The following is a 21,284-nucleotide window of genomic DNA, read 5'->3' as shown; positions in this document are numbered from 1 at the left end:
CCAGTGACCGCGGTTCGCGCCCGGTCGTTCTGGTGTGTCATGCGATCCGCCGATGTGGGATAGGGTGTGCCACGGTCATTTCCGTCAAAACGCTGAGAGGCGTCCGCCGGCGGCGCTGAAGTCGAAACCGGGTGCCAGCGCCTCATGATCGTCGGTGCCGGTACCGAGTCGGCGCGCGATGAAGCCGATTACCTTGCGCTGCACCAGCGGGTTGATCGCGGTCGCGAGCCACAGCAGATGGAACGCACCGCGTAGTCGATACAGTCCGACGTCGACGCCCGCGACCGCCAGGGCGTGGGCATAGTGTTCACCCTCGTCGCGGAGTGGATCGAGATCGGCGGTGATGACCGTTGCCGGTGCGAGCCCGTCGAGCGATCCGGCCAAACCTGGTGCGGCGCGCAGGTTATGGCGGTCGCTGGGATCGGGCAGATAGCACGTCATGCACCAATCCAGCAGTGCGGCAGTGAGATAGGGTCCGCCGGCGAAGAGCATGCGGCTCGCGGTCGCCGGCAGCCAGCGGGTCTGCGGATTGATCAGCACCTGATGGGTGGGCACCGCGGCTATCGCGGTCTCGGCCAACTGCGCCACCACCGCGGCCAGACCCGCCCCGGACCCATCGCCTGCCACGACGAATCGGGATCGGTCGATATCGAGGATGTCCGCATGCTGGAAGACGTATTCGGTTGCGGCGCAAGCATCATCGATCGCCGCCGGGAATTCGTGCTCCGGGGCGAGGCGGTAATCCACCGATACCACCAGATGGCGCGTGTACGCCGCGAGCGCGCGCAGGAATGCGTCATGGCTGTCCAGCCCGCCCAGGACGCATCCGCCGCCATGGAAATACACCAGACCGGGCAGCAGCCGCGGGACTCCCATGGGCCGGTAGATGCGCAATACCAGCGGATTCGGCGAGCCGGGAGTCGAAGTGGTGGTTACGGAAATGTTGTCGGGCCCCGGTCGGATCAGCGCGCCGATTGCCGGGTCGAGGCGCCGATGGCGGGGGTCGGTCGGCGCCTGACCGCGCTGACCGTACTCGTCCAGAACGGCGAGTGCGATTGTCGTATCCGTGGTGAAGTCGTCGATCCGGGCAGACCGAACGTGCTGGGTCATGCGGTCCTCCTGTGTCGCGGAATACCGTTTCACTCCCAGGATCCACTCAGGGTTCAACAGGGCTTGAAAGCCCGGACAACGCCGAGGTGAATGCACGGGCGCGAGAGCGGGTGTGCCTGCTATGACGCCGGAGCCGTCATTCCCGCGCGGCGGGAAAGTCATTGTCCTGCTGTATTGCCCAGGGCTAGAAACACATTCACCGGCAGCGATCTGCCGGGTTCGAAACGAGTCCACGAGCAATGGAGGAATAATGTTCTTGCCTGGTGTCGGAAGTGCCGCGGGCCTGGCCGTCGCGAGCCTGGGAGCAATGCTGGGAATCATTCTCGCCGTGATCTGAGATCCAATTCGAATCCGAAGGAGAATTGACCGATGTCCAAAGCAGCCGTGGCACTCGCCACCGGATTGTTCTCTGCGGCGCTCCTGGTCGGGCAGGCAGGCGCGGCATTGGCCGAGCCATTGCCGCTCGACGCCGATCCGGTCGATCAGATCATTCTGACCGGTCCGCCCGCATATTACCCACCACCGGCTCCGTCGACCGGCAGCTCCGGCAACGGTAGTCACGCGGGTAGCTCGACTGGCAGCTGATCCCGCGCGGCTGATTCGGCCTCGCGGACAATGAAATACCGAACAGAACGGGCGGCGAGCGCGGATCGCCGCCCGTTCGCTCACAGCACCAGGAATCGAACCGGCTGTGCCAGTGGCGAATTCGATTCGTCGAGGTGATACAGCACGTACTCGCCAGAGGGCACGGGGGCGTTGCCGATTCCGGCCGCGCTCCCGGAGGAGCTGCCCAATGCCGAGCTACCCACCGCGCTGCCGGTATCGGGTCCGCTCGAACTTCCGGTGGCATCCCAGCCCGTGGCGATCCCGACCGGGATCGTGAGCTCGTCGCGAGTACGCCCCTCGGACAATACGACCACGCGAACCGGCGACGATGCCGGTACGGCACCCGCCGCGCCGGGTGCGCCCGCGTACATCGCCAATCTGTGCTGGCCCACAACATTTTTCGTGCAGTAGCGGACCACCGGATCACGGCCCGGTTCATACATGGATCGATCCATGAGCAGGCGATCGAACGGTGCGGCGTCATCGGCGGTGACCCCTGGGCGGCCGTTCTCCGCATAACCGCGAATCCTGCGCAGGAAACCCACGTCCGAGGATGAGGTGACGGTGAAGTCGTACCAGCCCGCCACCGCCGCATCGGTATCGAGTGCGAAATCCTGATCCACCGACCCGCCTGCGGGCACTTCGATCGACCACGGGCCGTCCTCACGATATGCGTTGGCGCACAACAGAAATACCGCGGCCGAAGGCCCGCCATTGGCGCAGGTGAGGGTGATTCGTCGCGTATCCGCCGCAGTGATCGTCGCGGTGACTTCCAGAGAGACGCCGCGGCGGCTCAGATGGCCGGCATAGCGGCGCTGGAAGCCGTCCTCGCCGTACACCGTGTAGTCGTAACATCTTGCGGGCGCGGCGAAGTCGCGCACCACCGTATCGCCGGCGCCCACGTCGAACAGTTCAGGCGCGGCGTCCGCGGTGAACGCATTGGGGTGCACCGCGAAATGCGCTGCCTCGGTGCCGTCGTTGCTGAGCACGACGGTGATGGTCCCCGCCTGCGGATTCTGCCGGGCCACCGCGAGCTGCCGATACGGCAGGGGTCGGCGAATCCGATATCCGCTGGCCTGCTCGGGTAGCCGCTGCTCGGCGGGAACCTGCTGCGAGACACCATTTTCGGGTTGCGATGCCTGCGCTCGCGCGACGGGCAGCACGGCCGGGCCGGATTCGCCGAAATCGAGCACCGAGGTCAGATCACCGCACATCATGCGCCGCCATGAACTGATATTGGGCTCCTCGACGCCGGTCACCTGCTCCAGAAAACGGAGGACCGAGGTGTGATCGAACAGCTGCGAGCTCGTGGCATGTTTGCTCCACGGCGAAACGACCAGCAGTGGAACTCTGCTGCCCAGACCGATATTCGCCGCACCGAAGTATTCGTCGGCGGTGCCCGGCGGCGGTACCGGACCGGGTACGTGATCGAAGTAGCCGTCGTTCTCGTCGTAATTGAGGATGAACACTGTCTTGTTCCATACCTCGCGAGTACTGACGATCGCATCGAGCACGTCGTGCACGATGGCCTGACCATTTCGCGGACCCATGCTCGGATGCTCGGAAAGCTTGTAGGGCAAGACAATCCACGACACCTTGGGGAGTTTCCCCGTCGCCACATCGGTGCGCAGCCGTTCGGCGACGGTACCCTCGGGCACCCGGAGTAGTCCGCGCCGCACCAGCTGCTGATCGGCCTCGGACAGCTCATCGATGCCGCGGCGCAGGGCGTCTTCCAACGCAGCACGTCGGTCGGGCTGCTGCCTGAGGGCGTCGTAGAAGAAAGGGAAGTTCTCGAACGCGGTTCCGCCACCGGCGTCGGTGTACTTCAGCGCTGCCCGCGCCGCCGTGCGGAAGGCGGTGAAGTATTCCAGGGAGTTGTCGCCGTAGTTGTCCCATTCCTGATAGACCTGCCAGCTGACCCCGCGTTGTTGTAGGCGCTCGGCGTAGGTTGTCCACGGCAATCCGAAGAGGATGTCGCGCAACAGATTCGACGCATCGGGTGTGCGCAATGCCTCGTGGGAGAACATCGGCACGGGGATCCCGCTTCCGGTCACCTCGGTCAGCCATCCGGCGAGCGCGTCGAGCACGGCGCGCGGCACCGCGTTGGTGACTCCGCTCAGGACCGCCGCCAAGGCATCGAGCACTTGCGGTACCGGCAGGGACCGCATCCATCGGATGGTTTCGGCGCTGCCGTACAAGCGTGCCTGCAGTTCGGAGGTGAAATTCTCCAGGGCGAACGGATTGCGAACCACCCCGGTGAACAGATACATCCGATTCGGATCGGTGGGGCCGTTGACCGAGCAATGGTACCGATCGCAAATCGTGAAGGCGTCGGCGAGTTGGTGATAGAACCGGAGTGATTCGCGGTCGTACCGGGCCATCGTGTCCGGGCCTTTGGCTCCGATCCAATTGTCGTATCGCCCCTGCGCGTACGCGCGATGACCGCTGCTGGGCATATGGTCGGTGCCCGCGAGATTCTCCAGGTCCGTGGTGAACGGCAGTACGAACCCGCTGCCCTGCGGCTGATGGAAAACCGTACGGCCGCTGGACAATTGCAGTGCGTTGAGATCGGCGTACCCTCGCACACCCGCGAATCCGCCGAAATAGTGATCGAACGAGCGATTCTCCTGCATGAGGATCACCACGTGTTCGACATTCTCCAGCCCGCCCGCGGGTGCGGGTTCGGCCAGCGCTTTGGTCAGGCTCGCCGGAAGCAATGACAGTGCACCTGCCGCGCCCGCTGTGCGCATCGCGCCGAGAATGAAGTTTCGTCGATCCATGCGCCCGTGTGCTCCTGTCGATGATTGGGAGAAGCGGCCGTGAGACCAGAGCGAGACTATGGTCCGAATCCGGTCGCTTCAACAGGTGCGAACGAGTAACTGTGCTGTGTTTCACGAACGTTGAGCGGTTGTTGAGTCGGCGACCTCCGTCAGGACAGTCACGGTGCCGCACAACGACCACACCCCCCGAACCGGTGGGCGAGCATGCCGCTAATCGATGTGCGCGCTGCGGTCGCCGCGGCCTGCGACGGCGGCGCGCGGCCCATCCTCGGATTGGCACTTGCTGGCGCTGTACCGATAGTCCGAGCCGGTGACGATCGATGATTGCCACCGCCTAGGTAGAGAGATAGTATTTTCGTATGTTGCTATCTCTGGTCGATGAGATGCTGCGCGGCCCGGATGCCGATGAGGCCGACGTCTACGCGGAGCGGATTCTCGTGGCCGCCGAGGCTCAGCTGTTCGAGCACGGGCTCAAGCGCACGTCATTGGATCGGATCGCGAAAGCCGCTGGGGTTTCACCGATTACGCTCTACCGCCGGTTCGCCAACCGGGATGTGCTGCTGGCCGCGGTGGTGACGCGCGATATCCGGCGTTTCTTGGCCGAGGTGGCCCAGGCGGTCGAGGGGGTCGAGCCGCCGCAAGAGCGGATTGTCGCCGGTGTAGTCGCGGTGGCCACGCGTTTGACGGGTGACAACCTGCTACGCAGGCTGCTGACCACAGATCCGGACACCATGCTGCCGATGTTGACCACCGGGCCGGGTGCGGACCTGTTCGTATCTGCGGGGACGGCCTATATGACCCGGACGATCGAGCGCGCCAAGGAGATCGGCGCTTCGGACGCGGCGGATCCGGCGGCGGCCGCCGAAATGTGTGTCCGGTTGGCGTTGTCGATGCTGTTACATCCCATGCCCGCGCTCGCCGATCGCGCGCACGTCGAGCACATAGCCCGGACCACCATCATGCCGCTGCTCGGGTGCCGAATGGTTTGAGCGCCAACACGTCTCGGCCGGAGCGGACCGGCCGTGATCCTCCGAGGAAGCAGGAGAACGAGTCATGGTAGTTCCCAAACGCGCCGGTGCGCGCCGCGACAACGGCTACTTCGGTCCCGGTTCGATGGCGTGGGAAATCGCCGGGCATCCGGCCACTCTCGCGGGGATGCTCAATGGCGCGTACATCGCGCTGCTGTTTCCCGAAGTGGCGCAATCGATTCAGGACACCAGCGTGATGCGGGTCGATCCGCTCGGGCGGGGTGACGAGACGATGTACTACGTGTACACGGCCATCTTCGGTGATACCGAGGAAGCCCGTCGTGCGGGAAAGTTCGTGCAGGGCAGGCACAACCGGGTACGCGGGCACGACCCGGTCACCGACACCGACTTCACCCCCACCCGCAGCGACCTGGCCATCGTCGGCCACGGCCTGACGTGGCTGTCGCTGCTCGCCTCGTACGAGACCTACGTCCGCCGCCTCACCGACGATGAGCGCGAGAAGTACTGGCAGGAAGGACTGATCGCGGCCGGTCTACTCGGGCTCGAAGTATCCACCATGCCCGCGACCTACCGTGACTGGTGTGAGGTTTACCGCCGCGACTTCTTCCCGCGCATGAACTATTCCGTCGCGTCCGAACACGCCTTCGCCAACATGCACACAGCATCCTTCGCCCCGCCGTGGGCTCGCCCTGCGATCCGGGCCACCGTGGCCTTCGTGAACGAGCTCACCCTTGCGACCTTCGACGACACCGAGCGAATCCTGCTGCGCGGCACCAGATCCAAGACCCGCCTGGCCGCCGCCCGACTGCTCGGCCGGAGTTTCTTCGCCGTCGCCGCCCTCGCACCTGTGCGCGATCTCGTCGAGCAGTACATCAATCGCGGCGACATCCACGCACTCCTGAGCGAAGCACGAGCGATCGAACGCGAACAGAAACAGGCCGACGGCGCTCTGCGGATTGTCGCCTGAGATCTGTTGAGCCCCAGCCCGATTGGCATAACCGGCTGATCCCTCTCGGCGCGAAGCCCCCAGCTCGGGCAGAGATGCCGCGCGCCGGGTGTCCGAGTTCGGTTCATCGACCGCCCCCCAAGCGCGACCGTGCCCGAATCGCTTCACGGGTCAATCCCTCGGAGTGGTTCCGGGTGCGGACTATTCGGCAGATCTGTGGGATCAGGTCGGTGAAGCGGGCAGCTGGCTGGGGATCCGCATACCGGACAACAGTATCGCGGTGGCCAAGTCGATGAAATGCTGACGGCTGACCGCGAATTCGCCTCGGAGCCAAGCCACCCCGAGTTCCACCAGTCCGGCGATGAGCGTGAAGCACACCATGTCGGTGTCGGTCCGATCGGCGGGATCGTCGCCGGTGAGTTCCGGGATGAGCGCGGAAAGAGTATTGGCGACCGTGCTGATGGCATCCTTGCGGGCTCGCTGGATGGCATCGATCGTCGGGGCGCACATCAGCAGCGCGCCCCGGCGCGGATCTTCGTCGATGAAGGTCGCCGCGGCCTCGATGGCGGCATGTACCTGGGCGGGGATCTGCGGTTCGGCCGCGACGATAGCGGCCAGGCCGGCCGCTAGTCCCTGTTCGGTGAGTTCGTGTGCGAGCGATTCCACCAGCGCATCACGGTCCGCGAAATGCTCGTAGAAGTAACGGTCGGTTAGTCCCGCGCGCACGCACACCGCCTTCTTCGTGACCGCGCTCGCGCCCTCCTCGGTGACCAGATCCAAGGCGGCCTCGAACAGAGCGGTGCGGCGGATGGCGCGACGGTCGGCGGCGGACACTCCGCCGTAGTTGCGTGTTGCGGCCATTCCGGCATTGTGCCCTATGGCCTTGACCTGCCGCCAATTCTGATGCACGCTTGCATCAGAAATTCTGATGCAGGTGTGCATCAGAATCGGTTTGGCGGCACTCGGCATGTGGTGCACCGGCCCGGACAAAGGAGTTCAGCGATGACCTGTCCCATCAATTCCCAGGTGCACATCCCAGTGACAGCGAGATCGGAGGCCCGCCCGATACGACCGTTCGGGCCAGGTACCCATCTCTGGGAGTGGGGAGGTGACATGCGAGTTTGGCTGATCTACGGAGCCGCGGCGTTCGTGCTGCAGGGCACGCATCCTATTGTCGCCAAAGGGGTTTTCGACCATTCGACGGTGTTCACCGATCCCTACGGCCGCGGCATCCGATCCTTCGAGGCGACCCAGCGTTGGATCTACGGCGGCGAGCAAGCCTACGACGAAGCGCGCAAGCTTCGCGACATCCACAGGACCATCCAGGGGAGCGACTACGAGGGAAAGCGGTATCACGCGCTGAACGCCGAACCGTACGCGTGGGTTTGGGCCACCGGTTGGTTCACGTTCCTGCCGGCCGTGCGTTCGTTTTCGAGGGAGCCGGTGACACGTGAGACCGAACGGCAGCTGTACACCGAAATGCAGGATCTGGGCCGGATTCTCGGCGTCGCCGAGCGCATGATCCCCGATACTCTGGAGGACTTCGAAGCCTATCTGGCGGGCATGTTGGAGCAGCTGCGTGCGGGCCACCCTGATATGGCGGCCGGGCTGGAGGTCTTCTCGGTCATTCCCGCGCCACCGTACGTACCGCGTGCGCTCTGGTCGCCTGTCGGGCGCGTGGCCGGAGGATTCGCGTTGTTCGTGATCGCGGCGTACGGACCGCCGCTGCTACGAGACCTGCTGGGCGAGTATGCCGGGTACACCTGGACCCGCAGGCGTCAGTGGAAAGCCGACGCACTGGTGCGTTCGGTCCAGATCGTCGGTCCGTTCATTCCCGAACGACTGCGCTATGTGCCGAGTACCTACCGGGCGCGGCGACGGGCGCGGCGAACTCCGTCGCTGACCATGGTCCGTTGACGGCCGAACTCCCGTATTCAGCTGGCGTACAACATTTCTTCCATCGCCGGCGCCTGATAGCGGCGCTGTGGCGTTGAGCTCGGAAGGGCCGAGAGCATGATTCACACACCTCGATACGAAGTCGCAGTCATCGGTGCGGGCCCAGGCGGGATCGCCGCGGGTGCCAAGCTGCGAATGGCGGGAATCGACGATTTCGTCATCCTCGAGCGCGCCGATGACGTGGGCGGCAGCTGGCACGAGAATAACTACCCCGGTTTGGGCGTGGACGTGCCTGCCTTCGCTTACCAGTACTCGTTCGCCCGAAACACGCACTGGAGCAGAGTTTTTCCGCTGGGCGGCGAGGTCGAGCAGTATCACATCGACATCGCGCGGCGCTTTGATCTCTATCCGCGAATTCGGTTCGGTACCGAAGTCGTGCGTGAGCAGTGGGATGACGGCGACAGCGACTGGAAGCTGCACATCGCGGACGGTTCGGTGGTTACCGCGCGGTTCTTGATCAGTGCCGTGGGGGCTTTCGTCCGGCCGAAGCAGGACGACGGTATCCCCGGGCGTCAGAGCTTCGGCGGCAAGGTCCAGCGACCCACCAGCTGGGATCATGGATTCGACATGACCGGCAAACGCGTCGGGATCATCGGTACGGGCGCGAGTGCGGTGCAGATCATTCCCTCCATCGCCCCGGACGTCGAGCACCTCACCGTCTTTCAGCGCACCCCGGTCTGGTCACTACCCAAGCCGGATTTCGCACTGCCGCGCGCCGCGCAGCTGCTGCTGTCGGTTCCCGGCGTGCAAACCGGCCTGCATGCCAGCTTGCTCGTTCCCCTCGACTTGATGTTGCGGGGTCTGGCCAGGGGCTCGAGCCACACGGTGCATCCGTTGATGGCCCGGTTCGACCGCGCCGCGATCTCCGCCTACCGTCGGTACGTGAACCTGGTCGTCAAGGACCGGGCTACCGGTGAGCGGCTGACGCCCGACTTCGGTCCCGCCGCCAAGCGGCCCACCTTCTCCAACAGCTATCTGCAAGCTTTCAATCGCGACAATGTTTCGTTGGAGACCGCGGGCATCGACAGGATCACCGCGACCGGCGTCGAGACCCGCGATGGCGTTGGGCACCGGTTGGATGTGTTGGTCCTGGCGACCGGATACGAGGTCTTCTCCGATCCGGAGACCTATCGTCCGGGAACTGTACTGGGGCGCAAGGGATTCGACCTGGCCAAGTTCTACGCCGAGCAGGGCCTGCAAGCCTACGAGAGTGTGTCGGTACACGGTCTGCCCAACCGGTGGACGCTGTGTGGACCGTACTCGTGGACGGGTAGTGGATGGCATGCGTTCGTCGAGATGACCAGCGATCACGCCGTACGGGCCATCGCCGAGGCGCGCAGGCGCGGGGCGGTGAGCTGTGAGATCCGCAAGGAAGCGGCCGATGCCTACCATCGTGAGGTATACGCGCGCGGGGAATCGCTGCGCTATTACCTGAACGAGTTGAACGGTCACGTTCGGACGTATTACCGCAACTCCCAGGGGGATACGACATATATCCGGCCGTCCGGGTTCTTCGAGGCGCAGCGTGCCAATCGCACCTATCCGCTCGACGACTATCTGTTCGAGACGTCCGTGGAGAACGGAATTCCGGCATGAGCCTGCCGGTCGTGGATCCGAGCGAGTCGATTGCCGAGCCCGTGCGCATCGAGGTGATGAATCGCGCAGGACTCGGAATGTTGGCAGCGCAAGCGGTCTCACGGGCAACGGTTCGGCCTGCGCTGGACTTCGCGGCGGCACTCAGGACTCGCAGGCCATGGATGAGCGCTTCGATGTTGAAGCTGGCCAATTCGTGTGAGAAGGCGATGGCGGTGGTTCCCGCACCGCGTGGCACCCGGATCCAGCGCGTCCGGTTCCCGGATTTCCGCGCCGAATGGCTATGGCACAATACACATTCCGACCCGAGCTGTGTCGATCAGTCGGTGGTGCTGTACTTCCATGGTGGTGTGTTCCTTGCCGGTGGATTGCACAGCCATCGGCGTCTCGCCGCTCGGATCGCCCGTGCCGCTGCGCTCCCGGTATTCAATGTCGACTACCGACTGCTACCCACCGCAGGTTTCGGCGATATCGTCGAGGACGCGCTGACCGCATATCGCTATCTGCTGGAGCGCGGATTCGCACCGGCCCGGATCCTGCTCGGTGGTGATTCGGCCGGTGCCGGGCTCGCGTTCTCCCTCGCACTGGCGGCCAGAGAACTCGGCCTGCCGATGCCCGGCGCGATAGCAGCCATCGCACCATGGGCCGACTACAACCCGGTTGGTCGTCGTGCGGACGACTCGCGTGACGCTGTGTTGTCCACCGCGACGCTGGCAGTACCTGTCGCGGTGCACGCGGAGCGATACGGTGCCCTCCAGGACATTCGGTCTCCGCTGGATCACGAGTTTCACTGTCTGCCACCGATTCTCATTCAGGTCGGCTCCGACGAAGTACTCAGACATGACGCTGAACTGCTGGCATCTCGATGTGCTCGGTCGAATGTGGTGTGCACGCTTCAGGTCTGGGACAGAGCGATTCACGATTTCCACCTGGCGGCCGACATGCTGCCCGATGCCCGCGCCGCGATCCGGGAGATCGCCGAGTTCTATCGCTCGATCGATGAACCGGACCGCCGAAGGGCCAGGGGCCGGCGGATATGACCGAGGTCGAGCAGCGACGCCGACCGCTACAGGACGGCAATCGGCCGTACCAGATCAGAAAAGGGGCTCTCCACCATGCCATTTCGTCCAGCCGCCATCGCGGCCTCCTCCGATTTCTATCAGTACGCGCCGATCGTCCTTCGAGGCCGCGCCGAGTTCGACGTACCGGCCGAGAGAACGTGGCGTGAGGTCGAAGAGTTCGGCTGGGTTCCGATCGTCGACGCGACCTGGGACACCCCCGAACCGCACCGTCCGGGATCGCGCCGCCGACTTACCCTGGGCTCGCTGCTGGTCAGCAACGAGTTCGTCACCCGATTCGAGGCAGGCCGCGAATTGGCTTTCTATATCGGGGAGATGCCGATACCGGGATTTCGCGCGATCGCGGAAAGGCTGACCGTCGACGAAATCGGTCCCGAACGCAGCGCCGTGACCTACACCATCGCCGCCGAGCCGACGCTGCTGCGTGGTCTCCAATTTCGACGGGTCACGACGCTCACCGGACCGCTGTTCTCGTTCGCGTTGCGGCGGTTCATCGGCCGCTCGATTCGGGATGACCGAACCGACGCCGGGCGCATCGTAGACGGCGCGGAGGTGCGGTGATATGAGGTCGTTACCACTACGGGAAGCGACGGTGGCGATCACCGGCGGTGCCCGCGGGATCGGTTACGCGAGCGCCAAAGCCTTTGCGGCGAAGGGCGCTTCGGTGTTCATCGGTGACCTGGACGGTGATTTCGTCGAATCCGCGGGAGCGGCTATCGGGGTGCGAGGTCTGCCTCTGGACGTGCGATGCCGAGATTCCTTCGCGGCCTTCCTCTCCGCTGTCGGCAGTGCCGGTCGGCCGCTGGACGTACTGGTCAACAATGCCGGGATTATGCCGATCGGAGAGTTCGTCGAAGAGGATGACGGGCTCACCGACTCGATCATCGATGTGAACGTGCGTGGAGTGCTCAACGGCACCAAACTCGTGTTGCCGGGCATGATTGCTCGGGGGAGGGGCCACGTGGTCAATGTGGCCTCCTATGTCGGCAAGATTCCGACCGCGGGAGCAGCGACCTACTGTGCCAGCAAGTTTGCCGTGGTGGGCTTCAGCGAAGCAATCCGCGATGAGGTCGCCGGCACCGGGGTGACGGTGACAGCGATCCTGCCCGGCGCCGTCCGTACGGAACTGGCCGCAGGTGTCCGAACGGACGGGCTACCGACGGTCGATCCTCAGGCTGTCGCTGACGCGATTGTCGATTCCTGCCGGTACCGCCAGGCCATCGTGGCGGTACCCGGGTGGATGCGACAGTACGAGCTTGCTGCCGCACTACTGCCCGATCCGCTGATCGGCGCTGTTCGTGGCCGACTGACGCGGTACCGCGCACGCGCGACCGACCTGACCGCCCGCCGCGCATACGACGAGAGAATTCACCGGCTTACCGAGTGAATTCCGGCGGTCAGCGGCCTGGTCATCCATAGCCGGATGCGTTTCACGGATGTTGGATGTTGCGATGAGGAACGCTCTTACGGGGTAACGCTAAGCGGGGTTGCGGATACCGAGCAGTGCGTCGACGAACATCTTGGCGATGGTGTCGACGTATTCGGTTCGGGCCAGCTTGATTTCGCCGCGCTGCCAGGCGAGCGTGGTGTTGGCGTGACCGCTGACGATGACCTGTGCGGCCAGCCGCATTCGCAGTTGTGTGTCGTTATCGGTCGTGCCGTACAGCGAGATGACCTGGCTCGTGGCGAATTCGGCATAGCTGGTGAGAGCAGTAGCCTTGCGGGCGGCCAGGCTCGGCAGGGTGTCGGCCTCGGCGTAGAGGCGGCCGAGCCGAGGGTCCTCGATGATCGTGGTGAGAAAGAAGTCCATCGCCGCTTGCGAGCGTGCGAACAGGTCCGAGGGTTGTGCCTCCACCGCGGCGACGGTCCCGGTGAGCAGATCCCGGATCATGGCGTCGATCATCGCCTCGAGCAACTCGTCCCGATTGCGGAAGTGTTCGTAGAAGTAGCGCTGGGTGAGTCCGGCTCGCTGACACACCGTGCTCATGCGCAGTTTGGCGACGCCGACCTCGGCGACCTCGTCGAGTCCGGCGTCCAGCAGGTCCGCGCGGCGTTGCGCGAGGCGATCCTCGGCGGGGACACCCCGGAACGGGCGTACGACACTGGCCATTGCCTCATGCTTTCTGTTGACACGAACGTGTGTCAATTACACACGCCGCTGCGTCCTCGCACCGTGGCCAGGGTCGTCCGGCTCAACGGTACAGGCCCTCGATGAGCCCGGCGTAGCGTTCGGCGATGGGCTTGCGCCGCAGCTTCATCGTCGGGGTGAGAACATCGGTGCCGGGCTGCCAGAAGTCGGGGACGATGGCGAACCTCTTGATCTGTTCGACTCGTGAGAGCTTCGTGTTAGCTTGTGCCACAGCGGTTTCGACGATCGCGTGCACGCCCGGATCGGTGGCGAGGAGCTCGGCCGAGCAGGTCAGCCCGGCCTGCCGTGCGTGGATCGCGGCGGCGTCGGGGTCGAGACAGATGAGGGCGACGTTGTATTTGCGGTTATCGCCGATGGCCACTGCCTGGCCGATCAGCGGGGCGAAGGCCTTGATCCAGTTCTCGATGACGCTGGGGGACATGTTCTTTCCCGCGGCATTGATGATGAGTTCCTTCTTGCGATCGACGATCCGCAGGTAGCCCTGATCATCGAGTGCGCCGATATCGCCGGTGTGCACCCAGCCGTCCGCGTCGATGGTCTCCGCGGTCTTGTCAGGCTTGTTGAGATAGCCCTTCATGACTATGGGCCCACGCACCAGTACCTCGCCGTCCTCGGCGATCCGGATCTCACTGCCGGGGACGATGGCGCCCACCGTTCCGAGACGGACCTTGCCGGGCGGGCTCATGGTTGCCATGCCGGCGAGTTCGGACATGCCCCAGGCGTCGGAGACCGCGATGCCCACACCATTGAAGAAGCGCAGCACCTCGGGCGAGATCGGTGCCGCTCCTGACAGGGCGAGCCGCACCCGGTCCAGACCCACCGCTGCACGCAGTTCGGACAGCACCAAGCGGTCGGCGAGCTCGGCCTGTAGGCGCAGTGGCCACGGTACCGAGTCGCCGTCGAGCCGCATGTCCGAGGCGCGGCGACCGGCCCACAACGCCCAATCGACCAGTGCGCCGCGCGCTCCGGAGGCCTCGCCGACCCGCAGTTCGATACCGGCCTTCAATTTCTGCCAGACCTGCGGGACCGCACCGAACACCGTGGGCCGCACATCCACCAGTGCGGCGGCGAATTCGGTGCGGGCGTCGGCGACAGTGGTCACCTGGTTGCCGATGACCTCGAGCATATAGATCGCCGACCAGCGGTCCGCGGCATGCGCCGAGGGCAGGAAGGACAGCACTCGTTCCTCGGCGGTGGCGGTGGTGAGCTGCTCGGTGCCATCGACCATGGCCAGCATATTGGCGTGGGTGAGCTGCACGCCTTTGGGATCTCCGGTGGTACCCGAGGTATAGATCAGGGTCAGGACATCGTCGGGTTGAACTGCGCGCCAAGCAGATTCGAAGTCGAAGCTGTCGAGTCCGCGGGCACCGACCTCTTCCAGGGTGACGGTGTTGGGCCCAGCGGCATCGAGGCAGACGATCCGCACGGTGGGAGTACCCGCCACACCCTTGCGGATCACGGGGACGAATTGCTCCTCGCACACGATCACCCGCGCACCGGAATCGACCAGGACATAGTCGATCTGCTCGGGTGAGGAGGTGTTGTAGACCGAGAACGCGATCGCCCCGAGGTGTTGCAGGGCGACATCGATCGGATAGAACTCGGGCCGGTTGGTCATCATCAGCGCGACCCGATCGCCGCGGCCGACACCCAGTGCGGCGAACCCGGCTGCCAGTCGTCGCACGCGCGCGTCCCACTCGCGGAAGGTCAGGGTGCTCGCGCCTCCCGGGGTGCGGATCGCGATTTTGTCCGGATCACGGGCGACGGTGGCCTGGAATGCCTCGCACAGCGTGGCGGAGGCGGAGGCGAAGGTGGGCATGGAAACTCCAGTCCGGTGAAATTTGCTGGCAGCGCGCAGGATTCGGCGTCAGCGGCCGATACGCGTGTCGTAGGCGTCGCGCTTGGTGTGATCGATGTCGAGGAAGGCGGTGTCGCCGCCGAACAGTCGCATGGTCAGATCCGACATCCAGGTCGGTGCCAGCGTGCTCACCTTGAACAGGCTGAGCAGATAGCGGGGTACGGTCACCACCGCCCGCCGGTGCGCGATGGCGGCGGCCACGGCGTCGGCGACATCGGCCGGTTCCACCGTCGGCAACCCGCGCAATCCCTTGGTGCCCGCGATCAATTCGGTATTGGTGAAGGTGGGCAACACCGTGCTGACCGCGATGCGGTCGCGGGCCAGCTCCTGCCGGATGGCCTCGCTCATCCCGACCACGGCGTGTTTGGTAGCGGAGTACACGACCCCGCCCGGCACCGGGACCACGCCCGCCGTGGAGGCGATGTTCACGATATGTCCCCTGCCGCGCTTGCGCATTCGGGGCAGTACCGCGGCCATGCCGTTGAGCGGCCCGTGCAGATTGACATCCACGGTGCGGCGGCGCAGCGGCTCGTCGTGATCGAGGAACGGGCCGATGGGCATGATGCCCGCATTGTTGACCAGGATGTCAATCGGTCCCAGTTGCTCCTCCACTTCGCGCAGGAACTTCTCGAACGACGCCGGTTCGACCACGTCCAGGTGCAGGCCCACCGCTCCGGGAACAGTGGTGGCCGCGTTGATCGCCGCTGTCTCGTCGATATCGCCGATGGCGACCCGTATGCCGTCGGCGGCGAATCGCTGCGCGATGGCCAGTCCAATGCCCCGGCCCGCGCCGGTGATGGCGGCTACCGTCATGTCGAATTCTCCTCTGGGACAGAGTGATCAGCGGCCGGGAAGGCGTTGGATCAGCTGGAACAACGGGGCCATCGATGCCTGCCACAGGTGATCGGGTATGCCGAACGGCGGGTCCAGGCCGAGCAGTCGGGTGGTGGCGACGGTCTGCGGCTCGGTGTACTTGAGCAGGCCGTCCGGGCCGTGGCGGCGGCCGAGACCGGAGGACCGCATGCCGCCCATGGGGGCGGCCAGGCTGGCCATGGACGGTCCGTAGCCCTCGTTCACATTCACCGAACCCGTGCGCAGTCGAGCGGCGATCCGCTCGCCCTCGGCGTCGCTGCCCGCCCAGACGCTGGCATTGAGCCCGTACTCGCTGTCATTGGCGCGGGCGATGGCATCCTCGATGTCCGCGACGCGATACACCGACACCACGGGCCCGAAGGTTTCGGTACGGGCGCACACCATCTCATCGGTGACGCCGGTCAGAATGGTCGGCTCGTAAAAGTGCGGACCGATATCGGGCCGGGCTCGCCCGCCCGCGATCACGGTGGCGCCCTTGGCTTTCGCGTCTTCGACGTGCGCGTCGACGGTGTTGAGCTGATCGGCGCAGATCAATGAGCCGATGGCGTCGGTGAAGTCGTAGTGGGTGCCCAGTTTCAGCGAACGGGTTGCCGCGGCGAACTTCTCGATGAACTCCTCGAAGATCCGGGCCTCGACATAGATGCGCTCGATCGAGATGCACAGCTGCCCGGCATTACCGAAACATGCTCTGGTCGCGGCCTTCGCGACGCGGTCGATGTTCGCGCCCCGGGCGACGATCATCGGGTTCTTGCCGCCCAATTCCGCGGAGATGCCGATCAACCGCCGCGCGCATTGTTCGGCCAGCAGCCGCCCCGTCGCGGAGGATCCGGTGAACATGAGGTAGTCGCAGTGCTCGGCGATGGCCGAGCCCACGACCGACCCCGGACCCGGAACCACGGCAAGCAGCTCACGCGGCAATCCAGCGCGGTAGAGCAAATCCGCGTTGACCAAGGTGCAGTACGGAGTGCGGCTGTCCGGCTTGATCACTACCGCGTTGCCCGCCATCAGCGCCGGAATCGCGTCCGAAATCGACAGCGCCATAGGGTAATTCCACGGAGCGATGATGCCGACGACGCCCTTGGGCTGATGGTTCACCACCGCCTTGGTGAGCCCCGGCAGTGCCCCCTGCACACGCCGGGGCCGCAGCAGCGCGGGGCCGTGCTGCGCGTAATACCGCGAATTCAGCACCATATTGAGCACTTCCTCCAGCGCGGACCATCGGGCCTTGCCGGTCTCGGCCTGAGCGACATCCATGATGGTGTCGCGGTCGGCGAGGACGAGATCGCGGAAGCGTTCCAGGATCCGTGCCCGCTCGGTGATCGGCTGTGCGGCCCATTCGATCTGGGCCGCACGGGCTTTGGTGATCGCCGAGAGCACGTCCTCGGCGGTACCGATCGGGATGGTGGTGATCTGCTTGCCGGTGAACACCTCGCGGACGGGTGCGGCTTGTCGGCCATCGGGATCCTCTAACGCCGCCAGCGTGCGCAAGCGGTCGAACGTCGTCATAGACGGGACGGGCATGCCATCATCGTGAATGTTGACACAGGACCATGTCAAGATTCAGTCTGTGAGAGAGAGCCACGCCGGGTGATCCGCCCCGCGTTCCGTCGTTATCAGGAGATCGTCGATGAAGCCGCCCTCGCTGACCCTTCCCGAACCGTTGCGGAATTCGGCAGTCGCCCTGCTGGGTTCGATTCCCGCACCGTGGATGAAGCCGCCGGCGGCGCCGCCGCCGGGCAGCGGCCTGAAGTCCATCCCCGGTGCGCCCGGCCTACCCCTGGTCGGCGATACCTACTTCTACTTCACTGACACCGTCGACTGGCTTATGCGCCAGTACCGGCGCTTCGGCCCGGTCTCCTGGCACAACCTCGGTGGCACGCGGGTCGTGGCGCTGCTCGGGCCCGAGGCGTTCGGCGTGGTGCAGGCGAACAAGGATCGGGCCTTCAGTCACGAGCTCGGCTGGGGCTGGTTCGCGGGTGAATTCTTCACCCGCGGAGTGCTTCTCATGGATTTCGAGGAGCACATGCACCATCGCCGGATCTTGCAGAGTGCGTTCGGTCGCCAGGAACTGCACGCCTATCTGTCGGGCATGAATCCGGTCATCGCGGCGAGCATGGACGGCTGGAGCACCGGGTCCGGCTTCCTGATCTCGCACGCGATCAAGCAACTGTCGCTCAACATCGCGGCTCGCACCTTCATGGGTGAGGAGCTGGGCCCGCGCGCGGACCGCATGATCGCGGCGTTCGGTGATCTGCTGGTAGCCACCACGACAGCGATCCGGGTTCCCTTGCCGGGGGCGAGGTTCCGGCTGCCGGGCACCCAATGGGCGGTGGGTTTGCGCAGCCGTGCTTTCCTGGAACGCGAATTCGCCGCGATGGTCCCTGCCAAACGGGCGGGTGATGGGAAAGACTTGTTCAGTGTGCTGTGCCGGGCCCGCACACCGGACGGGGAGTCGTTCACCGACGCCGACGTCATCAACCATATGATCTTTCTGCTCTTTGCCGCCCATGACACCACCTCGTCGACGCTGACCACGATCCTCTACCACCTCGCCAGGAACCCGGAGTGGCAGCGCCGCTGCCGCGACGAATCACTCGCGCTCGGAACCGAATTCCCCTCATACGACGACCTCGAGGGGCTGGTGAGTCTGGATCTGGTGCTGAAGGAGGCGCTGCGTCTGGTGCCGCCGGTGCGCACCATGGTCCGCGCGACCCTCGCTGACACCGAAGTCCTGGGCTATCACCTGCCGAAGGGCACCTTCGTCGGTCTGGTGCCGCAACTGACCCATCATCTCGAGGAGATCTGGCCGGACCCGGAGGCCTTCGATCCGGAACGTTTTTCCGCCGAGCGGCGTGAGGACAAGGTCCACAAGAACGCCTGGGTGCCGTTCGGCAGTGGCGTGCACAAGTGCATCGGCATGTATTTCGCCGGTATGGAGATCAAAGCGACGTTGCATCAGATGCTGTGCCGATTCGAATGGTCTGTCGGCCCGGATTACCTCCCGCGATACGCGGCGAAATCGCTGCCTGAAGTTGTGGACGGCCTGCCAGTTTGCCTGGTCGGTCGATATGGCGATCGACGAGGTCCCGCGCCGCACACAGGGCTAGGCGATTGATGACTTTCTGTTCCGGGCGCTGAGCGCGACTCTGGTCGTCAATGCCGGTCACCTGCCGGTGGTGGACGCCTGCGTGCAGGGCAGCGCCCACGACGGGCAACTGCGTGGGCTCATGATGTGGTCCGTGGACGTGGACGTGGACGTGGACGTGGACGTCGAGCGCGTTGCGCGGCAGATGGCCGACATCACCGGCGTGGAATCGGCCGCCCCCGAACAGCTTTCGACGCTGCGGATGCTGATCGGGATGGCGGTGACGACCGGCCGGCACATCGAGGTGTTCCTGGCCGATCCCGATGGCCCGGACCGCGCGATGAACGCGCTGGTCCGGATTTGGAAGCTGTCGCTCGAACTCGGCTGACCGGGTTCAGTGCAGTAGCAGTTGCACCTGGAGTTCGCCGATCAGGAAGCCCAGGACGGCGCCGACGGTGACGATTTTCCATTCGTCCTGTTTGAAGGCGGGGCGGAGCAGATCTTCGTATTCCTCGTTGGTCATGAGCTGCATCTTTTCGATGATGAGGCTGGGGACATCGAGAGCGTCCATGGTGTATTTCTCGATGTTGTGGGTGCTCTCGGGGAGGCGTTCGCGGACGGTGGCGACGATGTCGTATTTCATGGCGTCGAGTGAGCCTCGGCCGAAGGCGAATTCGATGACCGGTTTGGCGCGGCCGAGTTGCTGAGTCATGAGCCGGTCGATTTCGTGTTCGATGAGACTGAACAGGCGGTCCGATTGCGGGCCGGTCATCATGGCGTGGATGATGTTGGCGGGGGTGAGGATTTCGGTGGCGATCAGGGTGCCGTAGTCGACGGCGACCTCGTCGCGGCGCTTGTGGAACAGGCCGTGCCAGCGGAAGACGCCGAGGTAGCGCTGTTCCTGGATGGGGCGGAAGATCATCTGCAGCGCCAGCCAGTCGGTGAAGTAACCGACGAACGCACCGAACAACGGCATGACCAGGGCCGAATGGGTCAGCGCCCAGACGATGGCCTGCACTCCGCCCAGCAGGAATCCGAATACCAGGCCGGAGCGGACGATGAACCGCATTTCGGGAGTGGCGATATCGCGAATGAGCCGGATGGTGAGTTTCTTATCGCGCATCAGGGCGTCGATGCACATGGTGCGCATGTCGAACACCAGGTTCACATTGGTTTCGAGGTCGCTCATCATCTGGGCGATGATCTGCGGCGCGTTGGCCTGGACGCGGCGAATCAGCATGCGCCGCACCTGATCCGGTAGCAGCACCCACAGTTGCGGCTGGTGCCGCATCATGAGTTCGTCGACGATGCCCTCGACGGTGTCGAGCATCGGTTCCTGAACGTGTTTGGCCAATTGGACGGGATCGATGCGGTTGATGATCTCCTGTGGGTCGAGCAGGCGGTTCATCATGAGGTCCACCGCGACCGTGGCCATGCGCGCGGAATAGCGGGGGATGAGGCCCTGCCAGCCCAGGTACGGTGGGATGCCCTTGAATTCCATTGGCTTGAAGAGCATTTCGACCGCGACCAGTTTGGTGAACCAGCCGATCGCGGACGCGAAGAACGGCATCACCGCGTACAGGTACCAGTGGTCGCGCAGGTCCGCGACGATGTCGGCCCAGTTCATTGTTCTGTTGTTCCTTCGAAATCGGTGGCAGCGCGCGCTATTTGGTGGTCAGGGCGCCGTCGAGCCCGCCGCCGACCGCGGTGATCTTCCAGTCGGCGTTGCGGTCGATGGTGACCGAGTAGGCCACGGTGACGCTGCCGCCCTGCGGGGTCTGCACGCTGGTGGAGTTGACATCGATGAAGGCGTTCACCTTGTAGACCCCCGCGTTCTCCGATGCCACCGTGGCCTGAATGGGGGTGGCCTTGGAGGTCCATTGCAGCGGCAGCAGGATCTGCTCCAATTGCGGTGCGGTGGCGTCGAATTTGCCGGCCAGTTGGGTGCTGGTGCCGGACTTGAGCTTGCCGAGCCAGGATTTGGTGTCCCGGTAGTCGATGGTTGATGCGCCCAGGGCGTAGTCCATGGCGATCCGCTCGGCGTGCGCGCGATCGGCCGCGGCGGTATCGCGGTCCCGGAGCTCACTTCGGTCGGACAGATACAGTGCGCCGAACGCGATGGTGGCCACGGTCAACACCGCCAGCGCCACCGCGGTCAGGACCGTGGACAGCCGCAGTGAGATCTCACGCGGAGAATGTGTGGAATTATCCTGCGGGGCAACGCATTCTGCTGCTTCGGCCGGGTCGTTTTTTGTCATGA

19 protein-coding genes are annotated in these 21,284 nt (G+C 64.7%); 10 read left to right on the top strand and 9 right to left on the bottom strand.

Annotation, left to right across the window (positions count from 1 at the left end):
• Positions 1-84 precede the first annotated feature (84 nt).
• Positions 85-1,110 carry an alpha/beta hydrolase gene (locus ACFC4D_RS21230; protein ID WP_376065621.1) on the bottom strand — a complete coding sequence of 342 codons (1,026 nt, stop codon included), beginning with the start codon at positions 1,108-1,110 and terminating at the stop codon, positions 85-87.
• A gap of 369 nt (positions 1,111-1,479) precedes the next feature.
• Here ACFC4D_RS21230 and ACFC4D_RS21225 point away from each other — a divergent pair, with 369 nt between their 5' ends.
• A complete protein-coding gene (locus tag ACFC4D_RS21225; RefSeq protein ID WP_375956624.1) occupies positions 1,480-1,695 on the top strand; it encodes a hypothetical protein in 216 nt (71 codons plus the stop codon).
• An 80-nt stretch (positions 1,696-1,775) separates the two neighbouring features.
• Here ACFC4D_RS21225 and ACFC4D_RS21220 read toward each other — a convergent pair whose 3' ends face one another.
• On the bottom strand, positions 1,776-4,496 hold the full coding sequence (locus tag ACFC4D_RS21220; RefSeq protein WP_376065618.1) for an alkaline phosphatase family protein: 2,721 nt from the start codon (positions 4,494-4,496) through the stop codon (positions 1,776-1,778).
• Positions 4,497-4,855: 359 nt separating this feature from the next.
• Between ACFC4D_RS21220 and ACFC4D_RS21215 the strand changes: the two genes are divergently transcribed.
• On the top strand, positions 4,856-5,485 hold the full coding sequence (locus ACFC4D_RS21215) for a TetR/AcrR family transcriptional regulator (protein ID WP_376065615.1): 630 nt from the start codon (positions 4,856-4,858) through the stop codon (positions 5,483-5,485).
• A 64-nt stretch (positions 5,486-5,549) separates the two neighbouring features.
• On the top strand, positions 5,550-6,452 hold the full coding sequence (locus ACFC4D_RS21210; protein ID WP_376065612.1) for an oxygenase MpaB family protein: 903 nt from the start codon (positions 5,550-5,552) through the stop codon (positions 6,450-6,452).
• 201 nt (positions 6,453-6,653) lie between these two features.
• Here ACFC4D_RS21210 and ACFC4D_RS21205 read toward each other — a convergent pair whose 3' ends face one another.
• Positions 6,654-7,292 (bottom strand): TetR/AcrR family transcriptional regulator, encoded by a 639-nt coding sequence (locus tag ACFC4D_RS21205; RefSeq protein WP_375956634.1) that lies wholly within the window; start codon positions 7,290-7,292, stop codon positions 6,654-6,656.
• 42 nt (positions 7,293-7,334) lie between these two features.
• On the opposite strand from ACFC4D_RS21205, the gene ACFC4D_RS21200 reads away from it, so the two are divergent.
• The 5 genes from ACFC4D_RS21200 to ACFC4D_RS21180 all read left to right on the top strand — a co-directional run bounded on the left by ACFC4D_RS21200 (position 7,335) and on the right by ACFC4D_RS21180 (position 12,446).
• The gene (locus ACFC4D_RS21200; RefSeq protein WP_376066493.1) at positions 7,335-8,348 is read left to right on the top strand and encodes an oxygenase MpaB family protein; all 1,014 of its coding nucleotides are present in this window, start codon (positions 7,335-7,337) and stop codon (positions 8,346-8,348) included.
• Positions 8,349-8,444: 96 nt separating this feature from the next.
• Entirely contained in the window at positions 8,445-9,983 is a 1,539-nt protein-coding gene (locus ACFC4D_RS21195; protein WP_376065609.1) for a flavin-containing monooxygenase, read from the top strand.
• A gap of 161 nt (positions 9,984-10,144) precedes the next feature.
• On the top strand, positions 10,145-11,020 hold the full coding sequence (locus ACFC4D_RS21190) for an alpha/beta hydrolase (protein WP_376065607.1): 876 nt from the start codon (positions 10,145-10,147) through the stop codon (positions 11,018-11,020).
• 75 nt (positions 11,021-11,095) lie between these two features.
• Positions 11,096-11,620, top strand: a complete 525-nt coding sequence (locus tag ACFC4D_RS21185; protein ID WP_375956645.1) for a hypothetical protein — start codon at positions 11,096-11,098, stop codon at positions 11,618-11,620.
• A 1-nt stretch (position 11,621) separates the two neighbouring features.
• The gene (locus ACFC4D_RS21180) at positions 11,622-12,446 is read left to right on the top strand and encodes an SDR family oxidoreductase (RefSeq protein ID WP_376065605.1); all 825 of its coding nucleotides are present in this window, start codon (positions 11,622-11,624) and stop codon (positions 12,444-12,446) included.
• 90 nt (positions 12,447-12,536) lie between these two features.
• Here the strand turns inward: ACFC4D_RS21180 and ACFC4D_RS21175 are convergent, their stop codons facing one another.
• From ACFC4D_RS21175 to ACFC4D_RS21160, 4 genes are all read right to left on the bottom strand, one after another.
• Positions 12,537-13,169: a TetR/AcrR family transcriptional regulator gene (locus tag ACFC4D_RS21175; protein WP_375956650.1), complete on the bottom strand. Its 633-nt coding sequence runs from the start codon at positions 13,167-13,169 to the stop codon at positions 12,537-12,539.
• 82 nt (positions 13,170-13,251) lie between these two features.
• Positions 13,252-15,027 (bottom strand): AMP-dependent synthetase/ligase, encoded by a 1,776-nt coding sequence (locus tag ACFC4D_RS21170; protein WP_376065603.1) that lies wholly within the window; start codon positions 15,025-15,027, stop codon positions 13,252-13,254.
• Between the two features lie 48 nt (positions 15,028-15,075).
• Positions 15,076-15,879, bottom strand: a complete 804-nt coding sequence (locus ACFC4D_RS21165; RefSeq protein ID WP_375956656.1) for an SDR family oxidoreductase — start codon at positions 15,877-15,879, stop codon at positions 15,076-15,078.
• A gap of 27 nt (positions 15,880-15,906) precedes the next feature.
• Complete coding sequence (locus ACFC4D_RS21160; protein ID WP_375956659.1) at positions 15,907-17,460, bottom strand: succinic semialdehyde dehydrogenase; 1,554 nt, start codon at positions 17,458-17,460, stop codon at positions 15,907-15,909.
• A 106-nt stretch (positions 17,461-17,566) separates the two neighbouring features.
• On the opposite strand from ACFC4D_RS21160, the gene ACFC4D_RS21155 reads away from it, so the two are divergent.
• Positions 17,567-19,054: a cytochrome P450 gene (locus tag ACFC4D_RS21155; RefSeq protein ID WP_375956662.1), complete on the top strand. Its 1,488-nt coding sequence runs from the start codon at positions 17,567-17,569 to the stop codon at positions 19,052-19,054.
• Between the two features lie 124 nt (positions 19,055-19,178).
• Positions 19,179-19,412, top strand: a complete 234-nt coding sequence (locus tag ACFC4D_RS21150) for a hypothetical protein (protein WP_376065601.1) — start codon at positions 19,179-19,181, stop codon at positions 19,410-19,412.
• Positions 19,413-19,418: 6 nt separating this feature from the next.
• Here the strand turns inward: ACFC4D_RS21150 and ACFC4D_RS21145 are convergent, their stop codons facing one another.
• Positions 19,419-20,651: a DUF445 domain-containing protein gene (locus ACFC4D_RS21145; RefSeq protein WP_375956668.1), complete on the bottom strand. Its 1,233-nt coding sequence runs from the start codon at positions 20,649-20,651 to the stop codon at positions 19,419-19,421.
• A gap of 37 nt (positions 20,652-20,688) precedes the next feature.
• Positions 20,689-21,282: a hypothetical protein gene (locus tag ACFC4D_RS21140; protein ID WP_375956671.1), complete on the bottom strand. Its 594-nt coding sequence runs from the start codon at positions 21,280-21,282 to the stop codon at positions 20,689-20,691.
• Positions 21,283-21,284 lie beyond the last annotated feature (2 nt).

This window comes from Nocardia sp. NPDC056000 (genome assembly GCF_042269265.1).
In the GTDB taxonomy this organism is placed as follows: domain Bacteria; phylum Actinomycetota; class Actinomycetes; order Mycobacteriales; family Mycobacteriaceae; genus Nocardia.
Note: the sequence above shows the minus strand (reverse complement) of the source record. Positions and strands in the feature narration are given on the sequence as shown.